Consider the following 11,470-nt stretch of genomic DNA (forward strand, 5'->3'; position numbering starts at 1 on the left):
GGTTTAAAACTCAGTGTGGTTCTCTGCATTGAATCTGAGACAATGGAATCGTGACTCACCAGGCAACGCCCGCATATCAGGTGCGCACGTCTTTCATCGGCGATCAGCTGTTCCCAGCTAAGCATTCCGCGCGCATTATTGACGCGGTGCTCATGGGATTCATCATCATGCGCATCGATGCCCCATTCTTGCCGGTCAGTGTGCCGCTTGCACAGGTGGCCATGATCGTGTTGCTCTTCACTGCATCATTTCGGCGACCCACACGCTCACTCGAGCGGGTCAGATGGTTTCCCATTGTAGCGCTCCTACTGCTGGCGTATTTGATGACCGTTTCACTCGTACAAGACGTCGACTTCGTAAGGCGGCTGGGTAACATCGCGCTGCTGCTCACTGTGAGCGGCTTTCTGGCGAGCGGCCGCATCGATGTGGTGTCGGCGCTCAAGGGATTGGGTGGGGCTCTCGTCATCAACGCTGCCCTGTTTTACGCGGGCATCGCTCCCAACACGTACGGCGGGGTGCTTACTGGCTACCTCGCCGATAAGAATGCGGCCGGCCTCGTCTACGGCATCAGTGCCCTGTTGTGTTCCCTCACCACGCGCAGAGCTTGGCTGAGACTCATCATCCTCGCGGCGGGGGCCGGAGCCCTTGTGCTCACCGATTCGCGCACCTCGATGGCTGCCTACGGTCTGGCCGCAATTTGGCTGTTCCTCGCTCCACGCCTGGGCCTCGCATTTCAAGCGCTGCTGGGCGCGGCTCTGGCGGCTTCATTTGCCTGGCTCGATCAAAACCTCGCTGAGAGCGGCAGCTATGCCGTAACTCGCGCAGGGTCAGATGCATTGCGAGATCGCATCGACGCCGCCACCGACATTAAAGTAGCCGAAACCCCCTGGTACGGTGGTGGCCTCGGTGAAGCTAACACCGAAGTCGAGGGCCTGTTTTGGTTCTTCCATAATTCGTACGACGCGCTGATCGCCGAGGGCGGCTACCCCGCGCTCATCGGAGTCGTCGCGCTCTACGTTCTCGTGGGGTTCGGGCTACTCAACCAGCGACGCCGGTCGTACGCGAGCGCCGTGACCGGTGCCGCGACCCTCTTTGCGCTGCTCGCGGCCACCCGTTTGGGGGAGGTATTCTTCGCCCCGATCGGGTTTGTGTTGCTCGGGGTGGGGCTCGCGCTCATCGTGGAACACGATCCGTTCAAGCACGACCGCCGCATCCACGGTGATTTCGAGCTCGCCCGACAGCGAGGATCAGCACCCCAAGTCAGCCAGTAGCGCGGCCACACGAGCGCGGCCCGCTGTCGGCGAATACTCGGCTGCCCACCGGTCGCGTAACTCATGCGTGCGCACCACGGTGTCGACCCAGTGCTCCGCGGCATGCTCGATCGCCGTTGCGAGCGCGGCCGGGTCGCTCGCAGGCACAACCTTACCGCGAGGACCCACGACCTCGGGCAGTGCCCCGGCATCGCTCACGATGACGGGCACACGCGCGACCATAGCCTCGGCGGCGACGAGTCCAAATGATTCGGGGGCCCGCGAAGGCACCGCAAGTAAGTCGATGCCTGCGAGAAGCTCGTCGCGGCTCACCCAGCCGAGCCGATCCACAAGGTGCTCCACTTCGCGCAGCGCATGTTCGGCGGCATCCGTCGACTCGGCATCCACAAATTTGGAGCTGCCCGCGAGCGCCAGTCTGTAGCCACCGGGGGAGCGCTCGTCAAGGAGGCTCAATGCTTCTGTGAGTGTGCCGATGCCTTTGTCCATCGAGAGGCGCCCAAGAAAACCAAGTTTCACCGGCGTGCTTGGTGATGGTCGTTGGATCTGCCCGAGCGGGCTCGCCTCACACCAGTTTCCGAGCGCGAAGGTACCCGGCATGATGGCACGCATATCCGCGGAGGGCACCAGTACACGTAATGCGCGTATTTTGGCTGCCCAGTATAGAAGCTGCTGCGCCCGGCTTTGAGGCCGCTGATGCAGGTGCACGATTCGGTCGCGGTGGCCGGCCGTTGCGGCAGCAGCCACGAGCCCGTTACACCACAGCACACCCCTACGCTCGCGCCGATCCCACGCACGCAATTTCCGCATCCACTCAGAGCGAGAGCTGGCTGGTAGCCCGGTGACGGCGAAGCCGCGACGGCGAGCTTCGTCAGCGAGTTCAGACATGCCACCACTTCCGGTGGGGGCGACGACCGTTACGGGGCGGTCAAGTTCTCGCAGCGCCTCGGCGATGTTGAGCAGCATGACTTCGCCCCCGCCAATGCTGCCGTTATTCGCGGCGATCGACAGGGGCTGAGCGGTCAAGAAGTCACCCTCGTGCGTTGCATAAGGTTGAGGCTATCGCTGAGTGTGATGCCCTGCGTACCCTGTGCCCAGCTTCAGATCGAGCACGTTGAGCACACCGAGGGCACGCACATTCAGGGCGGCCTCGTGGTATCGCGGGGTCTGAACCTTAGGGTTGTTGGCATCGTAGGCCGCGGACTGCGGGGTCTCCCACTGCTCGTTGAGAATAATCGCAACGACGTTGGTCAGCACCTGGAACACATTGCCGAGCAGCGCATTCAAGACATCAAACACGGCATTGAGCGCGCCCGCAGGGGCCAGCAGGTTTGTGATCGCGTCAAGTACAAACTGGCCCACGCCACCGAGCAAACCATTAATGAGCGCGTCGAACCCTAGAATTGGTGCCCCGAGAACCCTTAAAGTCGCAGTAGCCGTGCCTTCAAGGAACTGCCGAAGGGTTCCCTCGAGCAGCAATCCGGTTGCCAGGAGCCCGCTCACTGAACCCAGCGTGACCTTGAGGTATACCGCGTCGAGCAGCCGCGGGATCAGGGAGTCAATTACCCAGCCGCGCACGATGTCAGTGACGCCAGAACCGGGGATCGGAATGTCGACGAACAGCTGGCTATTGGGCGGCTGGTTGTTGAGCAGCGTCGAGAGCTGGCCGTCGTAGGCACCGCCCAAAAGTGTTTCGAGGTCGAGGGTCAACTCGCCCGTGTTGAAGTCGATCTGCAGCCCGGCCGGCTGTGTTGCGGGAATCGGCTCCGCGGTGAGCGAGGCTGCATCGACGGTGAGCTTCACGGTCAGCGTCTGGTTCAGCAGCGTCCCCAGCAAGTGACCAATAGGGCCGAGGAGCTGGCCAATGAGCGCAGTGAGCGCCTGGGTGTCGATCGTGATGGTCTGAATCGCCTGAATTACGCCTTGCAGCAGGCCAGCGACGATGAGCTCGGCCTTCACCACCAGCTTCAGGTACGCGATCACATAGTCGCGCTCGACCTCGGTCATGAGGTCGGGGGTCTGGCAGAGCGAATCGAGGCGAGCGTAACCGCCCACTGCACCGATAATCAGGTCGAGGTCGGCGATCTGCGCGAGCAGCTCGGCGACGCCCGGGCCCGTGAGGTTCTCAAGGATCGCCTTCAGGCTGAGGGTTGCCAGCTGCGGGGCTTCGGCCTTGAGGCTTTCGAAGTTGATCGCACCGCTTGAGTCGCTCACTGCACCAGATGCACCGTGGGTGTAACCCACGAGAGCTGCGGCTTCTACGAGGCCCGGCTCTTCGTGTGCATAGGCATACTGTGCGAGGGCGCCGGTGTCTGCAGGGGCTGCAAACGCGAGCACGTCTGACAGCACGTTGCCGAGCCCATTGAGGTTCAGCAGAACACTGCTGAGCAGCTGAACCGAGAGCGGGCTGACGTTCGTCTGAGACGACTCGGGCGAAGATGCAAGCTCGATAGCGTTAGCGGGAACGACCTGAGCGATGGCATCGAGATCAATACCGAGCAGGTTACCGCCAAGCAGTCGTCCCTGTGCTTCGGTGTCGAAGAGGGTGCCCGCCGGCGCACAGGCGTCAAAGCTCGCCGCGAACGCGGGGACTGCCTGGCTCATCATGATGGCGGGCGCGGCCCAGCCAGCTCCAATGAGCACGTTACGTCGATTTACCTCAGGTAGTCGAAACGCGCTGCCCGCAGAGGGTTTTGGCGCGCCTAATTCATTTTTCGATTCCACAACGGTCCCCCCGTAGCCCCTAATAACCAGAGCGATAGCTCGGGCATATAAACACCACGCTAGCCGATAGACTCAATATGATCAATGTGGGTTATATGAATTACCCTCGCGAACTCCATGAATAGTTTGTTATCGGGGTTTCGTGAACTCGTCAGAGGGGAGAAGCTGATGGCCTACGACGATCCACGCGCCCTTGGCACCAGCCTCTCACTCGAAGAAGCCGTTCCTCTTGTCACCGCGTTCGCCGGCCAGCTGGCGGCCCGACACGGGGTGCGCATGCTGGTATTGAAAGGCCCGCAGGCCGCAGCAGATGGGCTCAGGGGCCCGCGCTCCTCCTACGATGCCGACCTGCTCGTTGATCCATCCCAGCTCGACCTATTTGTTGAGGCGCTGGGCCGCGCTGGCTGGACCACACGCCCCGCCCCGGGCTTCCCCATGCTGTTGCCACCGCACTCGGTCAGCCTGTCTCACCCAGGCTGGTCGGTCGACATCGACCTGCACTGGAACTGGCCCGGGTTTCTGATGCTCGAGGCCGATGCCTTCGAAATACTCTGGAACAGGCGACGCCGGGTGCAACTCGCGGGAGCACCGATCGATGTGCCGAGCCGGGCCGATGCAGCACTCATTCTCGCGCTGCACGTACTGCGGGAGTCACGCAATCTCACACAGGTGCGGCGCCGTGCCGCCGAATACCAGTTTCTGGTCGAAGCAGTGAACGCCGATCCAAGCACCCGCGCCCTGGTGCGCGACTACGCCCGCGAGCTCAATGCCGAGCAGACGGCGAACCCGTTTTTGCGCGCACTGGGTTTCACCGACTTTGAACAGCCGTCCGCTGACGCCGAATACGACCAGCATCTGCAGGCGTGGCTGCTGCATCAGGCGTCAGATCACGCCGTGGCCGGATGGGTGCACGAGCTGTCACGGGCGCCGCTGTGGCGCAAACCCCTCGTCGCTGTTCACGCCGTATTCCCCTCACCCCAGGCACTGCGCGCCGCCGACCCGTTTATCGGGGCCGGCCCCTGGCAGCTCGCGCGTGGCTGGTGGCGACGCACCCGCCGCGGCCTGCGTACTGCGGCGAGCGCGCGTAAAGCCCTGCAACGCACGACAGAATTGCACGCGTCGTGATGTGGCGCAGGGCCGAGGTTGCCTCGGTGGAGTCATTGGAGCGGGCGGCCGTTATGCCGCTAAGCGGAGACCTGTCGCACCCACCCCTGGTTCTTGAGCGTCAGGCGGCAGCGGTGTGGCATGTGCTCCGCACAGAACCCCGCGCCGAGGCCGACATTGTCGCCGATGTCGCGCAGCTGTATGGGGTGGATTCCGCACTCATCGCCGAAGACGTGCGGGCGTTCTTGGCAGAGCTGGCGCAGCAGGGGCTCGCGCTAGTCGAGTGATGCGGCGTAGTCGTGCACTGTGCCGTCGCGAAACGCTGCGCGCACGCCCTCGAGTTCTTTCCAGTCGGGCTGCACGATGGACTGGCCATCTGCCGAGGTGGCGGTGCCGAGCGTGGGGCTCGTGAACATCTTGATGCCGCCCTGGCGCAGCCCGCGGCTGTCGAAGCCCAGCGACACCGCGCTTTGTAGGTTGAGGCTGTCGCTGAGCGTGAGGTAGGGCCTGATCGCCTGGAACGTGCCGGTGATCTTGCCCGCGTTACCGAGGGTTTCCCCGCTCATGAGTTCACCCATCAGGGCTTTCAGGTACTTCTGCTGGTTGCGCACGCGCTGGTAATCGCCGTCGCTGAATGCGTACCGCTCGCGCACAAACGACAGCGCCTGTTCGCCGTTCAGCGTGATCTCGCCCTCCTTGAAGGTGAAGTCACCGCCACCGTTTTGGGCCGTGTACGCAATGTCGTTGTGCACGGTCACCCCGCCCACCGCGTTGGTGAGCCCTTCGAAGGCGTCGAACCCAATCAGGGCGACGTGGTCGATGCGCGCATCGATGAAGTTTTCGACAGTGTTGACGGTGAGGGCGAGCCCTCCGTGCGCGGCCGCGGCGTTGATCTTGGCTTCGCCCACGCCCTGCACCTCGACCCAGTTGTCGCGCATGATCGACATGATGGTGAGGTGTTCGCGGTCGGGCGAGAGCTGCGCGACCAAGATGGCGTCGGTGCGGAAGCCGCGCTGTTGCTCGCCCGCATCATCGGTGTCGGCGGGTTCGCGGGAGTCTGAACCGAGCAACAGAATGTTGATCGGCTCGCGCTCGCCCGCGGCGACCTTCACGACGGCGGGGCGTTTGAGCGTGGGATCTTGCTCGATGCTGATGCGGTCGATACCGTTGAACGCCACCATGAGCAGGGCGTACGCGGTGCCGAGCATCAACACGAGCACACCCAGCACGATGAGCCAGTTGCGCAGCAGTCTCTGGCGGCTGCTGCGTTTTGACCGGCGCCTGCGGCGACCGTGACCGGTTTTTGAGGAGCTTGAAGACCGCCGGGTGCGCGGTTGCGCATCGCCCTCAGCGTCGCTTGCGCCCACTGGCGTCCCGTCCTCTGCCGAGCCTTCAAGCTCAGTAAGGATGTCAGAAATAGAGGCCTCGTCCATCGCCGTCCCCTCTTCTGCCGAATGACCGAGAGCCTACACCGTCATGCGGGCGAGGTGGGCAGCACACCGGCCTCGCGCAGTTCAGCGATAGTGGTGGCAACGTAGTGCGCCGGATCAATGCCCGTCTCGGCCGGAGGTGTTCCGAAGCGAGCTACTACCCGCGCGGCGAGCTGCTCAGCCGCGTCACCAGCGAGTGCGCCCTGCCACACCTCGGCGGCCACATCGCTCAGGGCGTGCAGGTGCTGGGCGGCAAACACCAGCGCCTCCCCAGATGCGAGCACGATCGCGTCGCCCGCGCCCGAGCGTTCCACGAGGTGATCGGGTACCGGGTGCCACGCTTCGGCGGTGCCGGGCGCCAAGAGTTCGGCTGCCAGACGCGGGAAGGCTTCGCGCACATCGGCGGCCTCGCGGTAACTCAGCGACCACACTCCGCCCACCTCGCTGATGGCCTGGGCGAAGCGCTGGAGCGGCCCGGGCAGTTGCGCCGAGTAACTGCTTTGGGCGAGTAGTTCTCCGAGCGCCTCACGCAGGGACACCGGCCGCAGCGTGGGGGCTGATGGACCCGCCGCTGCCTCGGCTCGTGGCGCGGCCGCAGCGCCTTGCCGGTCCAGCAGCACGAGGGCTGCGAGCCGCAGCGGAGCTTGCGGAAGCTCGCGCAGCCCGAGGCCGCTGGGGGCGAGCTGCTGTTTGCTGCGCCCAGGGGTCACGACCGAGAGGGGTTTGCGGTACGGGTACACGCGCAGCTGTTCGTCGAACGCGATGGTCTCGTCTGACACGTACCCGTGCAGCTCGCTGAGCATGCGCGTCAACGTCGTTTTGCCGTGGCCCGAGGCGGCCACGAAGCAGATCACGCGGCCGTCTGCGAGCGCGATCCCGCCGGCGTGCAGCATCGCGAGTTGCCCGGCGCGCAGCAGCAGGGCGGCCTGGGTGATCTCACTCGACAGCGACTCCATAAAGCGGTCGGCATGGGCTGTGGCGGGAAATACGATGCCTGCGGGAGCACCCGCGTCACGGTCTGCCTCGCTGCCGGCGGGTGCGGCGGCATCGTGCCAGGCCGTGCGCACCCGCTCAGCGAGATCTGGTGCGGCAGGTGGTTCGGCCGCCGTCACCAGCTCGCTCAGCGGCAGCCGCAGTACGGCGCCGAGGGCACTGATGTCGAGATACCCGCTCATGCCGCCCACACTACCGGTTGCGGCGCACCACCACGACGGTGTCATCGAGGCGATGCTGATGGCCGTCGGGGCCGGTCGCCTGGCGCTCACGCACCTCGGCAATCTCAATGGTCCAGTCACCGGTCGGGCCGCTGCCCGCGTCGTCGATCCCCAAGAGGGCGAGCTCACCCACGGGCGAGAGGAACTCCCCCGGGTGGTTTTTCGCCCACGGCGGCGCGGCCGCGTGTGACAGGATCATGAGCCGGCCGCCCTGGGTGAGCCGCGCGGTTGCGGCCTGCAGAATGCGCTCGCGCGGCAGCTCGACGGGTGACTGCATGAAGCTCGCGGTGATGAGGTCGAAGCCGTCGGGGGTTGCGTCGATCCGGGGGCCGAAATCGACCCAGTCCTGCAGGTCTGCCGCCACGAAACGTGCGTTCTCGAGGCCCCGGGCCGCAGCCTCGGCGTGCGCGCGGGCCACCGCGGTGGGCGACAGATCAATGCCGGTGGCCGCCCAGCCCTGCTCGGCCAGCCACAGGGCGTCGCCGCCCTCGCCGCAGCCGAGGTCGAGCGAGCGGCCCGGCTGCCAGGCAGAGGCGACCTGGGCGAGCGTGTGATTGACGCGCCCTGACCAGATTTGCCCTGATTCTGCGTACCGCTGTTCCCAGAACTCGGCTGGGGTGGCAGTCGTTTCTGTGGCGGCGTGCTCGCCGTGGTTATGCGCCTGCATGCTGCACCGCCTGCTCGTAGTCTTCGTTGATCAGCACCATATTTGCGATGGCGCCGGTCATGGCTCCGCTGCCCATCACGACAGGCACGGTGGCCACCGGATCCACGACATTTCCGACCGCCCAGATGCGCGGGTGGCTCGTTTGGCCCATGGCATCGGTGGCGATGAAGCTGCCCCACATGCCCGCTTCGCGGGTGAGCTGCAACTCGCTGAGGAACTCGTCGATCGGGTGCATCGCCCCCATCGCGAAGACCGCGTCGATCGGGTAGCTCTGACCGTCTGCGGTCACGATCGCGGTCATCTGGGTGCCGTCACCCTGCACCTCGGCGACCGGTGAGGGCACGAGCCGCACGTTGCGGGCGGCGAACCCGCGTGCGGTAGCTTCGTCGATGTCACCCATGCCCGCGCTAAAGATCGTGAGATCGTCGCTCCACTGGCGCAGCATCTTGGCCTTGCCCAGCGAGGCGGGTGAATCGGCGATCACACCGAGGCGGCGGCCGCGCACCTCCCAGCCGTGGCAGTAGGGGCAGTGCAGCACGCAGCGGCCCCAGTAGTCGGCAAGGCCGGCGATGTCGGGGAGGATGTCTCGCACGCCTGTGGCGACGATGAGTGCTCGCGTTTCGAAGGTTTCGACGGCGTTGTTGGCGCTGGCCTCGTCACAGTCAGCGCCGCCTGTGCTCGGTGCAAATGTGACGCGCAAGCCGCCTTCGATGTCGGTCACCGTCTGCACAGTTCCCGTACGAAACTCGACGCCGTACTGTTCGGCCTCTGCCCGGCCCACTGCGACAAGCTCGGCCGGAGTCTTGCCGTCGTGCCCGAGGGTGTTGTGCACGTTCGCGGCAAATCGGTTGCGGGGGCTGCCCGCATCGAGCACGAGCGTGCGCCTGAGCGAGCGGCCGAGTGCCTGTGCTGCGCTGAGGCCTGCGGCACCGCCGCCGATGATAATAGCATCCCACTGTTTTTTCTGAGTCATGGCTCAATCTTGCGCCCGGCATGCGATACTTGCAATCTAGTTTGCGAAACCAGCAAGGAGGTTCGTTATGGACGAACTCGCACACCTCGGGGCCCGGCTGCGGGCCGCACGCCAAGAGCGAGGCTGGACACTCGACGAGCTCGCCGGGCGCGCGAGTCTCTCGCCGAGCACCCTGTCGCGGCTCGAATCAGGCAAGCGCCAGGCCAGCCTCGAGCTGCTGCTGCCGCTCACCAGGCAGCTGGGCATCCGCATCGACGATCTACTCGATCCGCCCGACCGCGACCCGCGCGTGCACCGCCAGGCGGTCAAGCGTGATGGGCTCACAATCGCGCCCCTCACCCGCGAAGAATCCGATGTGCGGGCGTACAAGATTATCTATCCACCGGTGGTGCCGGATCGCCCATTGCAAACCCACGAAGGCCACGAATGGCTCTACGTACTCTCGGGCCAGCTGCGGCTCGTGCTGGGCGATCGCGAGCACGTGCTCGAGCGCGGCGAGGCCGCCGAGTTCGACACTACGATCCCCCACCTCATGTACGCCGAGGGCAGCGCGCCAGCCGAGATCATCAGCCTGTTTAACACCGTCGGCGAACGGCTGCATATGCACGGCGGGGAGCGCACGCTGGAATAGCGTGCGCTCCCCGCCGTGTGATGGCTTCTGAGCTAGAGCGATGGGCGCCGAGCTAGACCGTCGGCTCTCCCAGCGACAGCATCAGCCGGTTGGCCCAGTTGAAGAAGGAGCCGGCCTGCACGACGTCGAGCAGCTCAAGCTCCTCGAGCCCTGCGGCCCGCAGCTGCGCGACCTCGGCCTCGCCCAGGCGGGGCGGGGTCGCGGTGAGGGCAACGGTGGCGCCAATGATGGCGTCCCATCGCGGGCCAAAGCTCGGCTGCTCGGCAGTGTTTTCCGCGGTGAACCGGGTGACGCCCTCGTCGAGCAGTCGCTGCACGATGCCCGCGTCGGCGCCCTGTTCAATGCCGAAGCGTGCGTGCACCGATGCGCAGAACACGCAGCCGGTAAAGCGTGAAGAAGCGGCGGCCGCGACCTCGCGCTCAGCGCGCGGCAGTCCTGCGTCGGTGTTGAAGAAGATATCGATGTCGGTGAGGGTGCGCTCGCGCAGGGCATCGGGGTCACGGGCGAGCAGTCTGAAGTACGGCATGTGAATGCGCTCGGGTTCAACCAGCGCCTCGTGGTGCTGGGGCGTGAACTCAGCGGCGGGCAGCGGCTCAAGCCACGGCTTCCAGCCCAGCGCATCGCTCGTAAAACGGGGCGGCTCGACCACCTTGGGAGCCTGCGGCAACGTCTCAAACACGGTCACCTCACCGGTGGCCTCACCTGCTACGGCCGCGCTGGCGGCCACAGCTACCTCGCCCGCCAGCGCCGAAAGACGCTGCGACAGCTCGGGGCTGGCCGCCGCGGGGCCCGACGCCTGGTGCTGCCCCGCGATGACTCGCAGGCCCTCAACCACCCGAAATTGAAACGTCAGAAACGCGATCAGCTGCGACAGGGTCACGATGCCGGTCGTGCTCCAGCCCGCTTCAAGCAGCTGCTTCAGGTGCTCGCGCCCGGCATCGCGCGGGTGCAACACGAGCATGTGCGCGTACTCGAGGGCGGCCGAGAGATGGTCACCCAGCGCATACGCCGCCTCAACTGACTCCACCGTGTAAACGGGGCCGGCAACGCTCTCGCCAGCATTCTCGGCATGGAAGTTGCCGTACGGGCCCTGCCCCGCAGCGGCTTCGGCCTCAGCCACGATCAGCGGTTCGACGCCCGGGCCGCCGCCAGTCTCGCGCAGCAGCGCACCGTAGAACTCGACCGCAACGGGCTGCTCGTGCAGTCGGGCTACGAACAGGGCCACGGCGGCACGCTCCACGAGCGACACCTGCGAGGCGTCGCTCGGCACGAACAGTGCCTCGAAGCTGCCCTGCGCGTGCGCGCTCGCTTCGGGCCTGCGGGCCCGGGCGAGATCGCGGGCGTCACCCGGGGTGATCTCAGCGAGCGCGGCAATCACGTCGGCGGTGCGGGGCACGAAGCTCGAGGCTGCGCGCTCAGAAACTGACAGCTCGGCTGCAACGGTGGGGGTCATAGGGCG

At 65.5% G+C, this 11,470-nt stretch carries 11 protein-coding genes; 4 read left to right on the forward strand and 7 right to left on the reverse strand.

Annotated elements, in window-relative coordinates:
* The first annotated feature begins 50 nt into the window (after positions 1–50).
* On the forward strand, positions 51–1,271 hold the full coding sequence (locus JOF28_RS07365) for a hypothetical protein (protein WP_209705178.1): 1,221 nt from the start codon (positions 51–53) through the stop codon (positions 1,269–1,271).
* On the opposite strand, the gene JOF28_RS07370 is transcribed toward JOF28_RS07365, so the two are convergent.
* Both JOF28_RS07370 and JOF28_RS07375 read right to left on the reverse strand, forming a co-directional pair.
* A complete protein-coding gene (locus JOF28_RS07370) occupies positions 1,248–2,294 on the reverse strand; it encodes a glycosyltransferase family 4 protein (RefSeq protein ID WP_209705179.1) in 1,047 nt (348 codons plus the stop codon). The genes JOF28_RS07365 and JOF28_RS07370 overlap by 24 nt on opposite strands.
* Positions 2,295–2,327: 33 nt before the next feature.
* On the reverse strand, positions 2,328–3,911 hold the full coding sequence (locus JOF28_RS07375) for a choice-of-anchor G family protein (protein ID WP_209705180.1): 1,584 nt from the start codon (positions 3,909–3,911) through the stop codon (positions 2,328–2,330).
* A gap of 198 nt (positions 3,912–4,109) precedes the next feature.
* Between JOF28_RS07375 and JOF28_RS07380 the strand changes: the two genes are divergently transcribed.
* Both JOF28_RS07380 and JOF28_RS07385 read left to right on the forward strand, forming a co-directional pair.
* Positions 4,110–5,117, forward strand: a complete 1,008-nt coding sequence (locus tag JOF28_RS07380) for a nucleotidyltransferase family protein (RefSeq protein WP_209705181.1) — start codon at positions 4,110–4,112, stop codon at positions 5,115–5,117.
* Positions 5,117–5,383 carry a PqqD family protein gene (locus JOF28_RS07385; RefSeq protein ID WP_245190211.1) on the forward strand — a complete coding sequence of 89 codons (267 nt, stop codon included), beginning with the start codon at positions 5,117–5,119 and terminating at the stop codon, positions 5,381–5,383. Before JOF28_RS07380 ends, JOF28_RS07385 begins: the two co-directional genes overlap by 1 nt.
* On the opposite strand, the gene JOF28_RS07390 is transcribed toward JOF28_RS07385, so the two are convergent.
* From JOF28_RS07390 to JOF28_RS07405, 4 genes are read right to left on the reverse strand one after another with little or no spacing between them, the layout of a single operon-like run.
* Positions 5,372–6,529, reverse strand: coding sequence for an LCP family protein (locus JOF28_RS07390; protein WP_245189901.1), 1,158 nt, complete (start codon positions 6,527–6,529; stop codon positions 5,372–5,374). The genes JOF28_RS07385 and JOF28_RS07390 overlap by 12 nt on opposite strands.
* Positions 6,530–6,570: 41 nt before the next feature.
* Positions 6,571–7,746 (reverse strand): PqqD family protein, encoded by a 1,176-nt coding sequence (locus JOF28_RS07395; RefSeq protein ID WP_209705183.1) that lies wholly within the window; start codon positions 7,744–7,746, stop codon positions 6,571–6,573.
* Positions 7,712–8,407 carry a class I SAM-dependent methyltransferase gene (locus JOF28_RS07400; protein ID WP_209705184.1) on the reverse strand — a complete coding sequence of 232 codons (696 nt, stop codon included), beginning with the start codon at positions 8,405–8,407 and terminating at the stop codon, positions 7,712–7,714. The genes JOF28_RS07395 and JOF28_RS07400 overlap by 35 nt, the downstream gene beginning before the upstream one ends.
* A complete protein-coding gene (locus JOF28_RS07405) occupies positions 8,394–9,380 on the reverse strand; it encodes an NAD(P)/FAD-dependent oxidoreductase (RefSeq protein ID WP_209705185.1) in 987 nt (328 codons plus the stop codon). Before JOF28_RS07405 ends, JOF28_RS07400 begins: the two co-directional genes overlap by 14 nt.
* Before the next feature lie 67 nt (positions 9,381–9,447).
* On the opposite strand from JOF28_RS07405, the gene JOF28_RS07410 reads away from it, so the two are divergent.
* A complete protein-coding gene (locus JOF28_RS07410) occupies positions 9,448–10,011 on the forward strand; it encodes a helix-turn-helix domain-containing protein (protein WP_209705186.1) in 564 nt (187 codons plus the stop codon).
* 52 nt (positions 10,012–10,063) lie between these two features.
* Here JOF28_RS07410 and JOF28_RS07415 read toward each other — a convergent pair whose 3' ends face one another.
* Positions 10,064–11,464 (reverse strand): alkylhydroperoxidase domain protein, encoded by a 1,401-nt coding sequence (locus JOF28_RS07415; protein ID WP_209705187.1) that lies wholly within the window; start codon positions 11,462–11,464, stop codon positions 10,064–10,066.
* Between the last annotated feature and the right edge of the window lie 6 nt (positions 11,465–11,470).

The sequence above is a fragment of the Leucobacter exalbidus genome (genome assembly GCF_017834145.1).
Lineage (GTDB): Bacteria > Actinomycetota > Actinomycetes > Actinomycetales > Microbacteriaceae > Leucobacter > Leucobacter exalbidus.

What these genes read in the sequence shown, in the direction of transcription:
- JOF28_RS07395 (WP_209705183.1), bottom strand. Translation starts at nt 7,746, where the DNA reads ATGACACCGTCGTGGTGGTGCGCCGCAACCGGTAGTGTGGGCGGCATG.
- JOF28_RS07400 (WP_209705184.1), bottom strand. Translation starts at nt 8,407, where the DNA reads ATGCAGGCGCATAACCACGGCGAGCACGCCGCCACAGAAACGACTGCC.
- JOF28_RS07385 (WP_245190211.1), top strand. Translation starts at nt 5,117, where the DNA reads ATGTGGCGCAGGGCCGAGGTTGCCTCGGTGGAGTCATTGGAGCGGGCG.
- JOF28_RS07410 (WP_209705186.1), top strand. Translation starts at nt 9,448, where the DNA reads ATGGACGAACTCGCACACCTCGGGGCCCGGCTGCGGGCCGCACGCCAA.
- JOF28_RS07380 (WP_209705181.1), top strand. Translation starts at nt 4,110, where the DNA reads ATGAATAGTTTGTTATCGGGGTTTCGTGAACTCGTCAGAGGGGAGAAG.
- JOF28_RS07390 (WP_245189901.1), bottom strand. Translation starts at nt 6,529, where the DNA reads ATGGACGAGGCCTCTATTTCTGACATCCTTACTGAGCTTGAAGGCTCG.
- JOF28_RS07415 (WP_209705187.1), bottom strand. Translation starts at nt 11,464, where the DNA reads ATGACCCCCACCGTTGCAGCCGAGCTGTCAGTTTCTGAGCGCGCAGCC.
- JOF28_RS07405 (WP_209705185.1), bottom strand. Translation starts at nt 9,380, where the DNA reads ATGACTCAGAAAAAACAGTGGGATGCTATTATCATCGGCGGCGGTGCC.